This is a genomic window from Cloacibacterium normanense, from assembly GCF_002943105.1.
GTDB lineage: Bacteria > Bacteroidota > Bacteroidia > Flavobacteriales > Weeksellaceae > Cloacibacterium.
Genome location: NZ_PTPZ01000008.1, coordinates 16,525 through 33,274, shown reverse-complemented (window position 1 = coordinate 33,274; position 16,750 = coordinate 16,525). Strand labels below are relative to the sequence as shown.

The following is a 16,750-nucleotide window of genomic DNA, read 5'->3' as shown; positions in this document are numbered from 1 at the left end:
TTGATGAAAACACAATTTAATATATAAAAACATTATGAGAAAAACTATTTCTATTCTCCTTCTTACTTGCTTTACTCTACAAGCAAATGCTCAATTCGGAAAACTCCTTACCAAAGTTGCCGAAAAAACATTAGGAACACCAGAAGGAGATGCTAAAAAAGCGATTACTCCAGACAAAAAAGATTTAAAAGCACTAGAAGAAGATGCTGCAGATCCTTTTTTAGAAAAACAAAATTTCAAAAAAGATGGACCAAGTGGAATTTACTACGCATCAGTTCCTTTAGGAATTAAAAATATTACTAATGGTAAGGTTTTAGCCCTTAAAAAAGTGTATTTAGAATTTGATGATGCTAATTTCAAAGTCAATCTTTATTCAAGATATCATTTCCAAAAAAACAGCGAAGGAAATCCAATTATTGATGCTCAATATACCACTTGGATTAGCTCTGGTGTAAATGCAAAATACAAAGCCATGCTATTGCAACAAATGAAATCCAAAGGAATTTTACATTACAGAGACTGTTATATGCCAGATATTGCATATGTACAGTATTTAGACAAAGATCCCGCAAAAGGTGTAAAAAAAGGAGAAGTAAAAGGTTTGCTACAACTAGAACCAGGATTATTCTATGCTTCAGACGAACCTTACGCAGCTTCGGGTGGTGATCCTTATGGTCATAATTTATTTGACGGTCAGCAATATTTATTCTTCTATAAAGCAGGAATGGAAGACAAAATTAAAAATTATCCTCCCGCAAAAATTGCTCAAATCTTTAAAGATATGGACAAGAAAAAAGAAGAAGCTTATTCTGCAAATATGAATCTTCCTAAAAAAGCAACTCCAGGAAAAGCACCTTCTCAACAAGCAATGATGGCAGCAGTAAAAAAACGTGTAGCAGATTACGGATGGAAAGAAACGCCAATCTATTGTTACCCAACAAGTGAATGGGCGCCACAATATCAAGATTTAAGGAACAATCAAGGAATTTATGTAAAAACTTTAACTTCTAGAATTATGGCTATTGTAGCAGTTTTCAAAAAACCAGACGGAACTTGTGGATTTATGAATATGCAAATAGAACAGCAAAATTCTTATTCTGCACCAGGAAGTTTAGCCGAAAACTATATCACTCCACCTACAGATTATGCCAACTCTGGAATGGACCCGATAGATTGTGCTAAAGCAAACGCAAACAAGTAACCTTCTTCATATGATTACTGCGGGACTTTTCTATAAGTTCCGTGGTAATTTCTTTAAATTTTCTAAAAATGATGAAATTCAAATTAAACCTTTTTGCTCTTCTACTTCTTTTCACATTCAACGTATTACCGGCTCAAAAAACATTGAATATTAAAGAAAAAACAGTAGTGATTGTAATGCCTTCTAACGATAAAATTAACCAACTGAAAAAAGAATCGGCGAGTGAAGATGAGTTTTCTGTGATTGTAGAAGATGGCTTATATTATTTAGATCAAGCCAAAATTTTCTTAAAAAAGAAAAACATCAAAACCATTAAAATCAATAGTTCTGATCAAGTAAGATTCTTAGAAAATGGCCGATTTAAGAAATTCAACATTAAAGAACTTTCTTGGGATATTATTTTCTACATGCCGAAAAAAAGCGCAAAACAAATAGATATAACAGACATAGAAAACGAATTTCAAAATTATTTTTTAACAATCAAAAAAACGAAATTTTAAATTAAAAAACATATAAAATGATAAAAAAAATACTACTTTTCGCAGTTACAATTTTAATAAATAGTGTAGCTTTTGCACAAACTGTAACCACATTTTCATCTTCTACCGAATTAGCAGGTCCAAAAGGAATTACAATTGATACATATAATAACTTATATGTAGTTAATGGCTCTGGATCTAACATTTTACAAATATCACCAGCTGGGTTTGTTTCAGTATTTGCAGGTTGTTTAAGTTGTACAGGAAACACAGATGGTTTTGGAACTTGGGCTAGATTTAATAGCCCTACTGGAATTGCAATTGACTCTAACAATAATTTATATGTAGCTGATACAGGTAACCATATCATCAGAAAAATAACTCCAACTGGAAATGTAACTACTATAGCAGGATCTGGTGTCGCAGGGAATACTGACGGAACAGGAACTTCAGCAAAATTTAGTGCTCCTAGAGGTATTGCAATTGATAATAATGACAATCTCTATGTGACTGATTACAATAATCATAGAATCCGAAAAATAACTCCTACAGGTATCGTTACTACTTTTGCTGGAAGTACTAATGGACAGATTGACGGGCAAGGAACCGCAGCAAAGTTTAGCTATCCTTCGGGAATCACTATTGACGGAAATGGTAATTTATATGTAACAGACATAAATACCATTAAAGTTATCTCTCCTACAGGCTATGTAAGCACACTTTCTGGTAATTATGCATATGACTATATTGATGGAGTGGGAACTAGTGCTAGGTTTAATATGCCACTAGCTATTTTCGCAGATAATAATGGTGATTTATTGATTTCTGATAGTAATAATAATAGAATTCGTAAATTGACCATTAATGGTGGTGTTGTAACTACTTTTGCAGGAAACGGAACAGCAGGAGACGTAAACGGAACTACACTTAATTCAAGTTTTTTTACACCTTATGGAATTACAAAAAATTCTACAGGAGATATTTTTATTGCGGATTATTTCAATTCAAAAATTAAAAAAATTTCCAACACAAACCTTGCGATTCAAGAAAATGAACTTAAGCTAAAAACATCAATCTATCCTAATCCTGCATCAGAAAAAATTTCGATAAAATCTGAAACTGCAATTTCTAAAATAGAGCTTTATGACTTGTCTGGTAAAAAGCTGAAAGAATCAACTTTAAAAGAAATGAATATTTCAACTCTACCAAGGGGTAATTACCTTCTTAAGATTTCTGATAAAAATGGAAATACTGAAACTCAAAAATTAATAAAAAAATAAAAAAACGTTTATGAAAAAAACTTTTTTAATCCTTTTATTAGGATCTGTCCTCTCTCTTTCAGCTCAAAGTACAGGTAAATTTAGCAATGGCAAAACGTACAATATTTCTGGTAAAGAACTCTGCACCAAAACTGCAATGCCAGATGATAGCATAGACGAAGAAGACTTCGAAAAACAATATGCCAGAGTAGAAAACGGCAAACTATATCTTACTATAGAATCTTATAATAAGCAATCTGAAGGAGGAGATTTACGCCATGTCTTTAATTACACCATTAATCTTAAAGATACTAATTTAGAAATTGGCAATGTTGAAAAATGGTCTAATGATGACATCTACAAAATACAACTTTCTGCCAAGAACAAAGATGCAAATTACTTTTCTGGCGAATATAACAAAGACGGATTTGTAATGAATATGGGCAATGCTTATCTCCCTATATTCATTAAAACCGAAGCTGCTGCCAAAACTTTACACAATCAATTAATAAAATAATCTCAAAATTTTAAACTTATGAAAAAAGTACTTTTTACTTGTCTTATGGCGAGTGCATATCTTACAGCTAACTCAAATGTGTATACAAATACAATTGCAAAAGAAATAATTGCTCAAGCTAAAATTGACATTAAAATCAAAAATGACACCAGCGAAGCAGTACAAGTTTACAATGCCGGAAGTGGCGGAACTTATTCTTTAACCAAAGGCGCTACTACAACTATTAAAATGGAAGAAGGCGACAAACTTTACATTTCTGAAAAAGGAAAAAAAGGTAAATTACTTCTTGAAGCTTCGTCTGATATGAACGGAAAAGTACAATTACTGAGTAAATTATAATTAATTTTTTGCAAAGACCACCATTTTTGATGGTCTTTGCATTATATAATTTTCAAAAAAAATTCTTTAAAAAAGAAAACAAATACATAAAAAACATCATAGAATGAAAAAATCTCTATTTTTTTTAATATTATTAGCAAATATTTTCATTTTTGGACAAGCTCCAACTAATGGATTAATTGCATATTACGGCTTTGAATCCAATATTAATAGCCATGATTCCCAAAACAATTTTACCGCTAGATCTAATACTACCGCTACTATTTCTTACAATACAGCAAAAAGAGGAAGTGGAGTCTATTTTCAAGGTCAAACAGGAATTATTAATACCAGCCTTTCTCCAATTATATCTCCCGCAACTAGTGGCTATAGTAATACTCCTTTCACACTATCATTTTGGGCTAAAGAATCTGTAAACCCACAAAGTAGTTATGGAAGTTTATTTGAATTATATGGAGGCTATCTTTTAAGATTTCAAACCAGTTATTTACATTCAGAAGTTTATGCCAATAATAGCTACTTATCAGTAGACTATACTGATGTATTTCCTAACATGAATAGCTATCGTCATTATACCGTAGTATATGAGCCATCTTCTTCTAGTGCTATGAAGTTATACCTTAATGGAGTTTACAAAGGAAATATTAACTCTTCAGCTTGGCTTAATAAATCTACAAATAATTTTGTCTTTGGAAATGGCATGAGTGGAAACGGATTTCATCCCTTTAAAGGTTATCAAGGAACTATTGATGAACTCTTTGTATACAATAGAGCTTTAACAGCAACAGAAATCACCAATTTATATAATGGTATAAATTATTCTATTATTACAAATACATCTCATACAGAGGTAACAGGATATGGTGCTAAAATTAGTTATTCTTACATTCCATTAGATGGAGTAACCAGTGATTGTAAATTATACTTAGGAACTTCTAGCAATAATTTGACTTTACATTCTACGGGTACATCAGGAAATTCAGGAACAATTTCAGGAAACATTGACCTTACTGGCTTACAAGCAAATACTACATATTATTACAAAATCACTTCTACTAATTCTAACGGAACTACTGAATCTGAAGTAAAGAGCTTTACCACTTTAGCCGTTACAAGACCTACAGTAACTTGGGATCTATCTTCTACTCCTGCTTTTAATATTACCTCTACAAGTGCTGATATAAGATTTGATGTAAACCCAAATAACGGACTCACAACATCTGTTATAAAATATGGATTATCTACAGGAACGCTTACCAATATAGCATCATCACCTACTCCAATTCAAGGTGGAAATCAAGTTGTAAATCAAATAATTAGCTTAACTAATCTTCAACCAAATACAGTGTACTATTATATTGCTGAATCTACTAATAGTGCAGGTACAGGACAAGCTTCTCTAAACGTAGGTGGAACTAATTACCCAGCAGTATATTCTTTTACAACATCAAATCTGGGTACTAATGATTTGAAAAACAAATTAAACATCTCTATTTCCCCAAATCCTGCAAAAGATTTCATCAATATTCAATCTGATGGAAAAATAAAATCAGTTGAAATTTATAACCTTCATGGGCAAAAGTTAATTACAACCACTCAAAAACAAATCAATATTTCTAGTTTATCTTCTGGTGTGTACTTGGTGCGAATAGAAGATGATAAAAACAATACAACTACAAAAAAGATAATCAAAAAGTAATAGTTTTTTTCAGTTTAAACGTTATCCCTCAATTTACTTAGTTTCAAAATAACTTGAAACGGTATTTTGGGGGATTTAATTAACTCAAAACCTCATTTAATTAATTACTAAAGAAAAATTATGATTAATAAATTTACTTTCGCAGAAAATTAAAGACATGAATATCAATAAAATAACCATAACAATTGTATTATCAATCCTTACTATTATTTCTTGTAATAAAGTTGAAACCCAAAAAATAAAATCTGGAAATACCGTTGAAAAAAATACTATCTCTTCAACAAACCAAGAAAAATTAGCCCTAGAAAAATCCACAAAAGAAGAAGAAACAATCATTCACCCTTTTGAAGTGGTACATGTTTCTGCTACTGAAAAACAAATTGATAGTCTTACGCAAGGTTTAGACGAAGAAGATTATAGCATTGTTACGGATGATGCTTATTACTATACTGCACAAGCTCAAAAATATTTAGACAGTATGAAAATAAAAACCATAAATGTAGATGCTGGGAAAAGAGTAATATTTGTTTCTAAAACTGGAAAGAAATACCCTTACAAAACCAAAGTTACCATTTCAGAATTTATTCTTTTTAACGGAGAATCAAAACCAGAAGTTGCAGATATGGTTTCTATTCACAAGCATATAGAAAAACTTTACAAAAGAGCCAAATAATGAAAATGAAAGCTACCAATTCTATTTTTCTATTATTTACAATGTTTTTCAGTATTTTGAATTTTGCTCAAAAAGCTAAAAACTACAAAGGATTTTACGATGACAAAGCCATTAATATTGTCTTAAAAAGTAATAGCGATGGTACTTTAGAAGGTTATCTATTTTATATCAAAAATTCAAAATCTAAATTCAAAATTAGCATCTCTCAATATGCGGAATTTATTGATGTAAGCATTTATAAAAGCAAAACTTCGAACGAAAAAATAGCTTCTGGAAGTTTAAGACCATACAAAAACAACTATTCCGGCTACTTGGAAGACCAATTTCTGAAAAAGCACTTCATTAAAATTTTAAATTTCAAAAATTTGGCATTAGGTTTTAAGCAACTCGAAGATATTTCTTCTGTTGGTTCATACGAAATGTTCGGAAATTTAGACTTCAATGTAGAGCAAAACCTTGCTTGGAAATATCTTTTTGACCAAAATCAATACATGAAAGTTGAGGAAACTTTTGCTCATCCAGTTGGTTGGGATAAACTAAACGATAAAATTGCTGTTCAGTTTTTTTTACCAAGGAAAACCAACCGATACAAAATATATTCTTTCTGCAATTACGATGAAATATACAGATGATAAAATCATCGATAAACTCTTCATTTTAGGAACTTTTTCTAAAGATGGTTCTACAGACGTTTGCAAATTAACTATAAAATCAAAAGGAAATTTCAAAGCAGTTATCTAGGAAAAAATGAATTTGGAATAAGTGCTTTAGACCTCAACAAATCTAAAGTAACCGAAATAAAAGCAATTTAAAAGACCGTAAAAGGCAGTCTAATATATCTAAAAGAAAATCAAATAATTACAGTAAAAAATTATAAAAATTCATGAAAAATTTAATTATTATTTTATCGTTTTTTTTAAGTTTTCAATTGAATGCTCAACAAAAGAAAATCAAAAGCACAACCAAAAAGAGCAGTTTATCTTATATGAAAAATTATAACGGAAAATATCCTTACGAAGTAAAACTCATCGAGAAAAAAAGTGCTTTAAGAACACGACTACAAAAATTATTGGGCAAAGAAAAATTTGATTTTTTAGAAAGTCATTTTGATGTTCAATCTCCAATGTTCATCAAAAACAATGTCTTAATTGCTCATGGTTGTATGCAACACAATTGTGACGGCATTTTTTTCAATATTTTTTATGATTTCAAAAAAGACATCATCAATGTTGGAATAAAAAACGAAGAAAAAGAAATTGAAATTCATGCAGAAAAAGAAACTTTCTTAACAGAAGCTGTCTCGTGGAAAACAAATCCTTTACTAGATTTTTAAACCAATAATTACATCATGAAAAAATCTTTAATTCTTGTAGCAATAATAAGTACTTGTTTTTGCCAAGCTCAAAAAATCGTGGAAACGATAGATGGAAAATTTAAATATCCTATAGGTGTTACGGCAGATAATCAAGGAAATATCTATATAGCGGATACTCAAAACAACGAAATTAAAATATGGGATGTAGATTCTAAAAAATTAGAAATACTAGAAAAAACTAATGCTCTCTATCCACAGCAAATGGCAACCGATTTTTCTACTGGTTTAATGTATTTTGCAGACACTAATAATCATCAGATAAAGCAAATAAACCCTAAAACAAAAGAAGTTTCTATAGTTGATAAAAATGTAAGTTGGGGAACACCTTATAATATTGCTTTGGATAAAAATGGAAATCTCTTTTACACTGAATTTTTTCACAAAGGAATAAAAACTTACAATTTTAAAACCCACGAATTTAAGGACATAGAACTTGAAAATGTAGGAGACGATTTGGGCATTGCAGTAGATATTGATGGTAATGTATTGTTAGGTGACCGAGATAACAAAGTCATTCTAAAGTATGATCTTACAAAAAACACTTTAGAAAAGCTACCTATTAACGACGAAATCGAGCCAAAGGATTTAGATGTTGATAAAAATGGATTTATCTATTTTTATAACTATTCGAAATCTAATATTTTAAGATATGATCCAAAGACAAAAAATACAATCGTAATTTTAGATGACAATTACCTTCTTTCTACTGAACAAATTACATTAGACGAAAAAGGTTTCTTATACATTGCAGAAGCTGGAAATTCTAAAATATACAAGATAGAATTACCCCCAAATTAAAACAATTTTACTTTAATATTCCATTATTTAGATGAAAAGGACTTCAAAATAGAAGTCCTTTTCTTTATTTAAGCTATCGTTGATTTATATTTCCACTTTAAATGCTCTATTTTTCACCATTTCTGCAATGGTAAGAATATCTTCGCCAATTAATCTGTCGTTTTCTAGTTTTTTCACTTTAGCTCGAATGATTTCGTAATTTTCTTCTATGATTTTAGAAGATTTCAGCGGTCTACGGAACTCTAAACCTTGCGCTGCAAACATCAATTCTATTGCTAAAATATTTTCTAAATTCCCTAAAACCTGATTAAATTTTCTCCCCGAAATACTTCCCATAGAAACATGGTCTTCTTGTCCCAAACTCGTAGGAACAGAATCCGCCGAAGCTGGGAAACAAAGCGTTTTATTTTCGGTAACCAATGCAGCAGTAGTATATTGCGGAATCATAAATCCAGAATTCAATCCAGAACTTTCAATCAATAATTTTGGCAAACCATATTTTCCTTCTAATAAAAGATAACTTCTTCGATCAGAAATATTTCCTAATTCTGCAGCAGCCAAAGTTGCATAATCAATGGGTAAAGCCATTAATTGACCATGAAAATTTCCTCCAGAAATGGCTTCTTCATCAGAAATTACGATAGGATTATCGGTTACAGAATTCAGTTCTGTTTCTGCCATTTGTTTCAGGTGCTCATAAGCATTTCTACTCGCACCGTGAACTTGCGGAACACAACGCATAGAATACGGGTCTTGAACTCTTCCGCAATTTTCGTGATATTCTAAATTTTCAGAATTTTTGAGCAGTTTGGTCATTCTTTTCGCCACCAATTGGCTGCCTTTGTATGCTCTAATTTCGTGTAATTCTTTCTTAAAAGGACTTGCAGAACCTTGATACGCTTCTATCGAAAAAGCAGCAGCTACATCTGCTAAATCTAATAAGTATTTAAATTTATCTAAGCCTAAAATTGCATGTGCTAAGATAAATTGAGTTCCATTAATCAGCGCTAAACCTTCTTTGGCTTGTAATTTTAGAGGCTGTAATTGATGTTTTTCTAAAATTTGAGCAGTTTCTACTGTATTTTCGCCATCCCAAACTTTTCCTAAACCTAAAAGTGGTAAAACCAAATGAGAAAGTGGCGCTAAATCTCCACTTGCGCCAACTGAACCTTGCTCTGGAACTACAGGAATAATGTCTTTTTCTAGCATGAGCATCAATCGTTCTACAACGTCTAAAGAAATCCCCGAAAATCCTTTTGACAAAGCGTGAATTTTACACACCATCATAATTTTTGAAAGTTCTTTAGCAATCGGTTTTCCTACTCCTACAGAATGCGAAATGATAAGATTTTCTTGTAACTGTGCGGTTTCTTCTTCGGAAATTTTCACATCACAAAGTGGACCAAAACCTGTATTAATTCCATAAACGGTTTTATCTGATTTTACGATTTTCTGTACATTTTGGTAAGAATTCTGGATTTGGGTTTTTGATTTTTTATCCAAATTTGCTTTTTGCTTACCATTGATAATATTGATGACATCTTGGTAAGTAAAGTGGTCTACTCCGTAAATTAACATTTTAAATTATTTTGTCTAAAATTACACAAATCCTTGCAAAGAAAAAAGCGAGAAAAAATCTCGCTTTTCGTTTATTTTTTTACCAGCGTTATGAGCTGACCTTCGAGTTGTGTAATGGCATCAAAAATCTGCTTAAATGCAGGGTAATATTCTTTAGGAAAATTATCCGAGTCTATTTTAACTGAGGTTTCTACAGTGATTTTGTTCCCTTCAGTGCTCACTAGATAAGAATAAACAATCCCTTCATCTTCGGTTTTGAATTTTTTAGACTTCGGAAGATTTTCAAATTTATAGTTATCTGGAATGGTAATGGTTACTTTTTTCACCGTTTCATAAGGAGAAAGAAACTCTATAGGATATTTTCTTTCTTCGGTTTGGTTAAATTCGTGGTTTTGTCGGTATAAAAATAGCAGTGGATTGAAAATTAATTTACCCCCAACTCCATCTACAAAACCGTCTGTATTGAAATCAAAACTGGTCTGAAACTCATTATCATTTACTACTTCTGATTTATAATTATTAAAATTAAAGGTGTATCTTTCTTTGTACTTTTTCTCGTAGTCTTGTTTATTGTCTACATATTCATCATAGGCAAGAATCGCAAAAGTTTTAGTATCTCTATCTTTAAAGTTGCCTTCAAAAGTAGTATCTTCATTCAGTTTAGCATCTACATTAAGATAGGTTTTACTTTCGATGAAATTATTAATTTGTAGAATTTCCGCTTTTTTATCTTTTAACAGAATAGCGTTATAGTTATAAGCTCTTGGTGGCAATAAGTTTGGCAAAGAAAATTTAGAAGTTGCATCATACAAATAGTAATTACCATTATCTTCTAAACAAGCTACTACATAATTAGGAGCACCAATTGTAGGAAATGCAATATTCAAAATTCCTCTATTTACAGTATTCATAATCATTGGACTTACATTAAGGCCAGCTTCTCTCATCAGCATAATTAAATAAAGATTAATCTCTGCACTATTTCCTATTTTAGAGTCTATTAAACTTTTAATACCATCTCCTGTAAATAACCCAACATTTCCGTCCCAAGTATAAGTAGATTGAACAAATTTTAGAATTTTACCCGCTTTTTCTTTTGGCAAAGTCATGCTTAAAATATCTTGTGAAAGCACATTTCTTGCCAAAGATTTTTTACTTAATTGTCCTCCAAAATCATCATACTCTTTTAACTTATCTCTAACATCATCCCAAGTTGTAGCGTAAGATTTAAAAATATTATTAAAATTTGTAGAATTTAACTCAGGTCTCACACTAGCAATATAATTCCTTTCATTTTTCATGAAATTTTCGGCTTTAAAAGGCGGTACATTTTCGAAACCTAATCTCAAACTGTAGTAATCTTGACCATACATCATTTGAGCTTGATCTTCTTTATATTTTGGCATTAATCCTCCTTGAAAATTATAATTGTACCCAAAAAATTTAGGAAAATCAAAAATATATTCTTCATAAATAACAGGAATATCAAACTCCAAATAAGTTTTGTCTAGCAATTGTAAAAAAGGAGAATTTAATTGATATTGATATTCTATAATAGACCCATCTTTTACATTAGGAAACGTGAATTTTTGAATTACTTGATTTTTTTGTTCCTTAGACTTAAATTTTGCGTCTTTTTCTACTTTAGAACTAATGACTTTATCATTTTCTAAATTGTAAGTTACCGCCTTCAATCCAGAAACATATTCTCTTTCTCCATTTCCTTCATATAAAGGTATTTCAACATCTAGATACTGAGAAGATTTTTCTTTATTGTAAATTTTAATTCTTTTAAAAACTTTGGTTTCTAATTGTCCATTAATAATCAAATTACTAATAGAACTGTATAATATTTCTGCATGAGCATCTTCTTTGATGGTAGATTTCGTTTTAGAAAGGTCATTTTTATTAAATTCTGGATATTTCAAAAACTTGTGCTGCGAAAACACAAACATTGAAATAGAAAATAAAAAAACAGTTAAAATTTTAGTCTTCATGGTTATATTTTAGTTAAAAGAATTTTAGTATTATCTAGGTTATTGGTTTTTTTTCTGAATTCTATATATTCTTTGAATTTTTCTTTAGGATAAATATTTTTCAGAATGGTAATTTTTCGTTGAGTAACCAATTTGCCATTTTCCATAGAAAATTGGAGAGAATAGCTGCCAAACTCTGAATTTAACTGTACAGATTTTGGAACTTCTGCCAATTTATATCCTTCTGGAATTTCTAGAGAAAAATTGTAAGTATCTTGATAAGAAAAATAGACTTCTAATGGTAATTTTCTGTCTTCGTGAATAGTAGTTTGCATAAGATCTAAGAACGGCATTGCTCTTAAAATGATGTCATTTCCTAATTTTTTAGAATAATTTTTCGCTTGCAACTTCACTTCATAATTTATCTGCGCTTCATCTCTATTATTAGTCACATTATTAGCCTCTAGATTTTCCATATTAAGGTAATAAAATCTTTCTTTAAGCGCTTCTTTTACCTCATCTTTGTTTAAGGAAGTAAGTGGTCTTTGGAAATCATATTGCGCCCCAGAAAATCTAAATTTAGCATCCACATTTATACTATTATCTGGATTTAGTTTAACTTCAGCATTTAGAATTTCACTGCTTTCTTCTGGTTTATAAGTAGGCGTATTGACTAACTTGATTTCATCTTCAGAAATGGCCATCACATTTCTATCTAAAGAAGTATAATTCAAATGATTAAAAGCAATTTCTTGTGAAGTATTTTCTAACCAAATGTTTCCTTTTTCTGTAGGAATCATGAGAATAGCATGATTTCCAAACATTTTTGGAAAATCTTCAGAAAATTTTATCGGTGACCGATCATCTGTGATGATGCAGTAATAAGATTTAATTCCTGCCGCTTGCAATAATGTTCTCATGTAATTGGTTAATGCTTTACAATCACCATATCCTTTTTTTCTAACATCTTCTACCAACATAGGTTTCCAACCACCAATTCCTATTGCTACCAAAACATATCTGGTTTTGCTCTGCATGTATTGGAAAAGTTTTTTCACCTTATCATGAGTGCCTCCTGTTAAATTAAGTGCTGCAACTTCTGCTTGAAGTGCTGGTGTAATTTCTGAAACAGGCTGAATTAAACTTTGGTAATACCAATTCCCAAATTCATTCCACTGAGTAAGGTTTCCTTTTTTCCCTTCTAAGGAAAATTGATCTAACGAAAACTCAGCTTTTGGTAAAAAATCTATTAAACTAGGTGAGCGTGGTTCATCTTCTACTGCTGGAACATTAGAAAAACTGTAAAAATATTTTTGCCCATTTTCTGAAAATGAAATTTTCGCGAAATCATTCTCATGAACTTTAGTTCTTAATTTAATTCCAGATTTATTATTAATTACTAAACTGTTTTTTTCTGTAGAAATATTATAGCCATCAATTGGGAAAAAATCTGGCATAAATACTGTATTTCTTGTCTCTGTGGTATAAGAATACTGTATAGAATACGGATAAGAAATTGACATGTAATTTAGAAACAAAATTCTACTATCATCATAAAAAGAAAAACTAGGACTATGACTAGCATCTATAAAATCGCTTTTAGAGTATTTCTTAATTACTTTTCCATTTTGGTCTAAAATAGACACTTTTATATTGCTTACCGAAACACTTTTATCATAAGGAATACGAATACTTGAAAAATTATCACCAGATTTATTCAGTATGGTAATGGTTTTATTGTAAGTCTGCACCATATTATCTATGGCATTAATATCAATAGTGGTTTCATCATTTCTTACTACAGCATTGGCTTTATGAAGTAAATTTTCTGGAATCGCAGAAACTGCATAATTTTGAGAAAATAGTAAAGTACTGAAAACAAGAAAGATAAAAGAGAAAAGCTTGTTCATAAAATGGTTTTGTTAGTTTTGGCTAAATTTATAAAAATTATTTTATTAAACAAACCTTTAAGAATTTGATAAAAATCACAAAAAAAGCGAGAAAAAATTTTCTCGCTGTGTGAATTAAAAATTAAAATAAAAAGTTTATAAAGTTTGTGTTTTACTGAGGTGTATTTTGTGGTTTCATTCCGCCTTGTTTCCCTCCTTTTCTCATGGCTTTATTTTTCCATGCGTCTCTTTGTTTCTGCATGTTTTCTAATCTTTGTTTTTGCCATTTATCATATTGTTCAGGCGAAAGGATTTTTTTCATTTCTGCATCATGAGCATCTCTTTTCGCTTGCATTTCTTGTTGTCTTTGCTTTCTCACTTCTTCCATTTTTGCTCTATTCGCTTCTCTTTCTGCATTATTTTTTTCTTGCAAAGCTTTTATTTGTTCCACTTGCTTTTTAGAAAGATTAAGTTCTGTAGTCATCTTGTCTAAATGAGCCTGTTGTCTTTCTTTCGCTTTCTGAACCATTTCTGCTTTTTTAGCTTCTCTTTGTTCTGGCGTAAGTTTTTGTCTCTCTTGTCCGAACATAAATACTGCACCAAAAATGGCTGCACTTAAAATTATTTTCTTTGTCATTTTTTTGTAATTATTTGGTTAATTATCTTTTTGATGACAAAACCTTACAAAGGTTAAATGCTGAAAAGCTAAAATTTTGTTAAAAAAACTTAGCTGTATTTTTCGATGAGGTTTTTAATGACTTCTTCTGTTTCATCAGGAAAATTGACTTGAATGGGTTCTGCATTTTTGAGCCAATGATTTAATTTTTGGTCAAATTCTTTCTCACTCCAAATCACAGTTGCTCCCATTTTTTCAGCAGCCAAAGCATTGCATTGTTGTTCATACTGATGAAACATAGGCACACACAGAAGTTTTTTGCCCAAGAATAAAGCTTCAGCGGGACCTTCGAAACCGCCACCCGTTAATAATCCTTCGGATTTTGCTAAAGATTGATTAAACTTTTCATTATTCACTTTGTAAACTTCTACATTTCCTTGAGAATAATCTACGCGAGTATGTTTAGAAAAAACTTGAAATTTCTGGTCTGGATGCTTTGATAATTTTTTCAAAATAAATTCATCTGAATACGCAGGAAGATATACCGTATAATGTCCTAAATTCTCTGGTTTTAAATTCCTTATTTCCGAACGAATCACAGGAGTTCTGATAAAATCATCATATCGCTCGAAGTGAAATCCCACTTTATCAGTAGCTGGAGCATAATTTTTGAGAATGATTGCACCCAAATGAATTCCAGAAATAATAGGCGTTTTAGGAGACAAAAATGCTGATTGATGACTCAGCGCAACCGATTTTTTCCCTCTCAGTTTACAAGCCCAAGCGGTAACAGGTTCAAAATCATTAATCACCAAGTCATAATCTTTCACTGGGAGATTTCTAATATCTTTTATTAATTGTGAAAAATCTGCTTTTCGGAAACTGCTTTTGTAGTCTATTCCACCTTTGGTTCCGAAATCAAACCCGAAACCTTTGAACTGATATTTTATTTCTTCATCTAGATTTACATCGGCTTGAGTTCCGCTGATGAGAATATCTAGTTCACCATATTTTTTGAGGATGGGAATAATTTCTCTTGCTCTGGAAACATGTCCGTTTCCTGTTCCTTGAATCGCATATAAAATTTTCATAACTACGAAGTTAGAACAAAAATTTTCTCAAAACTCAAGTTTAAATAAATTTAATATCAAATAAAAAAGCGAAACCAAAGTTCCGCTTTTGTGTGAATGTAAAAATTAATTTGATATGAAGAATTACTTCTCTTATTTAACGTAACAAATCTCGTGCCTAAAAATTGGTTTATGTTTTTTATCATAAAAAATGAGGAACTATAGAATCGTTCCTCATTTAAAAATCAAAATATTAGTATGTAAAGTATGATGTTTCTATCTAAATCCGCCACCTCTGTTTCCGTTTCCGTTACCATTTCCTCTTCCATTTCCTGAAGAACGATTTTCTGAAGCTTTATTTTCTTGGCCTTGATTTCTAAAACCACCGCCTCTTACTGCGTCATTTCCTCTGTTTTGGTTTTCACTTCTTTGAGGAGAAACACTTCTGAAGCCTTCATTTCTAGATGGTTGTTGACTTTGGTTTCCGTAGTTTCTGTCATTATCATTTCTAGAATCTGAACTTCTGAATCCACCATTATTTCTAGGTCTTTCATCAGATGAACCTGATCTAAAACCTGAATTTTCTCGAGATTTTTCGAAGTTTCTATTGTCATTATACGATCTATCATTATTTCTGAAACCACCTGTTCTGTAAGCATCATTTTTAAAAGTTCTTACATCTACATTTCTATATCTAGGCGTAACATAAACTATTGGTCTATAATATTTTACTCTATAATTTTGATAATAAACGATTGGATTATAATTGCGATAATATCTTTGATAATACACTACGTAAATTCTAGGACCTAGAATTCTTTCTAATGCAATAAATCTGTCATAGTACCATCTGTTAGGATTATATCTGTAATATCTGTGCCAGTTTCCGTAACTAGAGAAACGTGAGTTTAAAATTCTTATTTCTCTGATTTGATAAGGAGAAAGCCTGAATTCTACAAAAAATCTATCCCAATTGATGCTAATAATCGTGTTCCTATAATCATTATAATATCCTCTATATAAATCATTGGTGTAATAATCATTAGGATATTCATAATAATATTCGTCTGGATAATTGTAATCATCATAATAATATTCATAGCCATAATTGTTGCCATAATCATCATTAGGATAATATTGTGCGTATGAAATTCCTGTAACTGATAACGCAGAAACGAGGAATAATTTTGTGAATATAGATTTCATCTTCTTAGTTATTTAATGTTCTATTATGCATTATTAAAAATACGTGCCAAACTTTCTATTTTTTGATAATGAGAA

General features: G+C 30.7%; 17 protein-coding genes. 11 read left to right on the top strand and 6 right to left on the bottom strand.

Going from position 1 to position 16,750, the window contains the following annotated elements; translation table 11 throughout:
* Positions 1 to 34 precede the first annotated feature (34 nt).
* The 11 genes from C3729_RS11300 (at position 35) to C3729_RS11255 (ending at position 8,340) form a co-directional block, all read left to right on the top strand.
* Positions 35 to 1,201: a hypothetical protein gene (locus C3729_RS11300; protein WP_104794254.1), complete on the top strand. Its 1,167-nt coding sequence runs from the start codon at positions 35 to 37 to the stop codon at positions 1,199 to 1,201.
* 68 nt (positions 1,202 to 1,269) lie between these two features.
* The gene (locus tag C3729_RS11295; protein WP_133159980.1) at positions 1,270 to 1,701 is read left to right on the top strand and encodes a hypothetical protein; all 432 of its coding nucleotides are present in this window, start codon (positions 1,270 to 1,272) and stop codon (positions 1,699 to 1,701) included.
* A gap of 17 nt (positions 1,702 to 1,718) precedes the next feature.
* The gene (locus C3729_RS11290; protein WP_104794252.1) at positions 1,719 to 2,960 is read left to right on the top strand and encodes a T9SS type A sorting domain-containing protein; all 1,242 of its coding nucleotides are present in this window, start codon (positions 1,719 to 1,721) and stop codon (positions 2,958 to 2,960) included.
* A gap of 10 nt (positions 2,961 to 2,970) precedes the next feature.
* Positions 2,971 to 3,456, top strand: coding sequence for a hypothetical protein (locus tag C3729_RS11285; RefSeq protein ID WP_104794251.1), 486 nt, complete (start codon positions 2,971 to 2,973; stop codon positions 3,454 to 3,456).
* Between the two features lie 18 nt (positions 3,457 to 3,474).
* Positions 3,475 to 3,795, top strand: coding sequence for a hypothetical protein (locus tag C3729_RS11280; RefSeq protein ID WP_104794250.1), 321 nt, complete (start codon positions 3,475 to 3,477; stop codon positions 3,793 to 3,795).
* A 103-nt stretch (positions 3,796 to 3,898) separates the two neighbouring features.
* Positions 3,899 to 5,494, top strand: coding sequence for a LamG-like jellyroll fold domain-containing protein (locus C3729_RS11275; RefSeq protein ID WP_104794249.1), 1,596 nt, complete (start codon positions 3,899 to 3,901; stop codon positions 5,492 to 5,494).
* 157 nt (positions 5,495 to 5,651) lie between these two features.
* On the top strand, positions 5,652 to 6,167 hold the full coding sequence (locus C3729_RS11270; RefSeq protein ID WP_104794248.1) for a hypothetical protein: 516 nt from the start codon (positions 5,652 to 5,654) through the stop codon (positions 6,165 to 6,167).
* A complete protein-coding gene (locus tag C3729_RS11265; protein WP_104794247.1) occupies positions 6,167 to 6,799 on the top strand; it encodes a hypothetical protein in 633 nt (210 codons plus the stop codon). The genes C3729_RS11270 and C3729_RS11265 overlap by 1 nt, the downstream gene beginning before the upstream one ends.
* A complete protein-coding gene (locus C3729_RS13415; protein ID WP_260204517.1) occupies positions 6,783 to 6,908 on the top strand; it encodes a hypothetical protein in 126 nt (41 codons plus the stop codon). Before C3729_RS11265 ends, C3729_RS13415 begins: the two co-directional genes overlap by 17 nt.
* Positions 6,909 to 7,050: 142 nt before the next feature.
* Positions 7,051 to 7,500, top strand: coding sequence for a hypothetical protein (locus C3729_RS11260; protein ID WP_104794246.1), 450 nt, complete (start codon positions 7,051 to 7,053; stop codon positions 7,498 to 7,500).
* 15 nt (positions 7,501 to 7,515) lie between these two features.
* Positions 7,516 to 8,340: an NHL repeat-containing protein gene (locus C3729_RS11255; protein WP_104794245.1), complete on the top strand. Its 825-nt coding sequence runs from the start codon at positions 7,516 to 7,518 to the stop codon at positions 8,338 to 8,340.
* An 84-nt stretch (positions 8,341 to 8,424) separates the two neighbouring features.
* Here the strand turns inward: C3729_RS11255 and hutH are convergent, their stop codons facing one another.
* The 6 genes from hutH to C3729_RS11225 all read right to left on the bottom strand — a co-directional run bounded on the left by hutH (position 8,425) and on the right by C3729_RS11225 (position 16,675).
* Complete coding sequence (gene hutH, locus C3729_RS11250; RefSeq protein ID WP_104794244.1) at positions 8,425 to 9,918, bottom strand: histidine ammonia-lyase; 1,494 nt, start codon at positions 9,916 to 9,918, stop codon at positions 8,425 to 8,427.
* A 71-nt stretch (positions 9,919 to 9,989) separates the two neighbouring features.
* Complete coding sequence (locus tag C3729_RS11245) at positions 9,990 to 11,915, bottom strand: DUF3857 domain-containing protein (RefSeq protein WP_104794243.1); 1,926 nt, start codon at positions 11,913 to 11,915, stop codon at positions 9,990 to 9,992.
* Positions 11,916 to 11,917: 2 nt separating this feature from the next.
* The gene (locus tag C3729_RS11240; protein ID WP_104794242.1) at positions 11,918 to 13,804 is read right to left on the bottom strand and encodes a DUF3857 domain-containing protein; all 1,887 of its coding nucleotides are present in this window, start codon (positions 13,802 to 13,804) and stop codon (positions 11,918 to 11,920) included.
* Between the two features lie 151 nt (positions 13,805 to 13,955).
* On the bottom strand, positions 13,956 to 14,420 hold the full coding sequence (locus tag C3729_RS11235) for a hypothetical protein (protein WP_104794241.1): 465 nt from the start codon (positions 14,418 to 14,420) through the stop codon (positions 13,956 to 13,958).
* An 89-nt stretch (positions 14,421 to 14,509) separates the two neighbouring features.
* The gene (locus C3729_RS11230) at positions 14,510 to 15,490 is read right to left on the bottom strand and encodes a glycosyltransferase family protein (RefSeq protein ID WP_104794240.1); all 981 of its coding nucleotides are present in this window, start codon (positions 15,488 to 15,490) and stop codon (positions 14,510 to 14,512) included.
* Positions 15,491 to 15,745: 255 nt separating this feature from the next.
* Entirely contained in the window at positions 15,746 to 16,675 is a 930-nt protein-coding gene (locus C3729_RS11225; RefSeq protein ID WP_104794239.1) for a hypothetical protein, read from the bottom strand.
* Positions 16,676 to 16,750 lie beyond the last annotated feature (75 nt).

What these genes read in the sequence shown, in the direction of transcription:
- C3729_RS11275 (WP_104794249.1), top strand. Translation starts at nt 3,899, where the DNA reads ATGAAAAAATCTCTATTTTTTTTAATATTATTAGCAAATATTTTCATT.
- C3729_RS11225 (WP_104794239.1), bottom strand. Translation starts at nt 16,675, where the DNA reads ATGAAATCTATATTCACAAAATTATTCCTCGTTTCTGCGTTATCAGTT.
- C3729_RS11270 (WP_104794248.1), top strand. Translation starts at nt 5,652, where the DNA reads ATGAATATCAATAAAATAACCATAACAATTGTATTATCAATCCTTACT.
- C3729_RS11300 (WP_104794254.1), top strand. Translation starts at nt 35, where the DNA reads ATGAGAAAAACTATTTCTATTCTCCTTCTTACTTGCTTTACTCTACAA.
- C3729_RS11280 (WP_104794250.1), top strand. Translation starts at nt 3,475, where the DNA reads ATGAAAAAAGTACTTTTTACTTGTCTTATGGCGAGTGCATATCTTACA.
- hutH (WP_104794244.1), bottom strand. Translation starts at nt 9,918, where the DNA reads ATGTTAATTTACGGAGTAGACCACTTTACTTACCAAGATGTCATCAAT.
- C3729_RS11240 (WP_104794242.1), bottom strand. Translation starts at nt 13,804, where the DNA reads ATGAACAAGCTTTTCTCTTTTATCTTTCTTGTTTTCAGTACTTTACTA.
- C3729_RS11290 (WP_104794252.1), top strand. Translation starts at nt 1,719, where the DNA reads ATGATAAAAAAAATACTACTTTTCGCAGTTACAATTTTAATAAATAGT.
- C3729_RS11285 (WP_104794251.1), top strand. Translation starts at nt 2,971, where the DNA reads ATGAAAAAAACTTTTTTAATCCTTTTATTAGGATCTGTCCTCTCTCTT.
- C3729_RS11260 (WP_104794246.1), top strand. Translation starts at nt 7,051, where the DNA reads ATGAAAAATTTAATTATTATTTTATCGTTTTTTTTAAGTTTTCAATTG.
- C3729_RS11265 (WP_104794247.1), top strand. Translation starts at nt 6,167, where the DNA reads ATGAAAATGAAAGCTACCAATTCTATTTTTCTATTATTTACAATGTTT.
- C3729_RS11245 (WP_104794243.1), bottom strand. Translation starts at nt 11,915, where the DNA reads ATGAAGACTAAAATTTTAACTGTTTTTTTATTTTCTATTTCAATGTTT.
- C3729_RS11235 (WP_104794241.1), bottom strand. Translation starts at nt 14,420, where the DNA reads ATGACAAAGAAAATAATTTTAAGTGCAGCCATTTTTGGTGCAGTATTT.
- C3729_RS11230 (WP_104794240.1), bottom strand. Translation starts at nt 15,490, where the DNA reads ATGAAAATTTTATATGCGATTCAAGGAACAGGAAACGGACATGTTTCC.
- C3729_RS11255 (WP_104794245.1), top strand. Translation starts at nt 7,516, where the DNA reads ATGAAAAAATCTTTAATTCTTGTAGCAATAATAAGTACTTGTTTTTGC.
- C3729_RS11295 (WP_133159980.1), top strand. Translation starts at nt 1,270, where the DNA reads ATGATGAAATTCAAATTAAACCTTTTTGCTCTTCTACTTCTTTTCACA.
- C3729_RS13415 (WP_260204517.1), top strand. Translation starts at nt 6,783, where the DNA reads ATGAAATATACAGATGATAAAATCATCGATAAACTCTTCATTTTAGGA.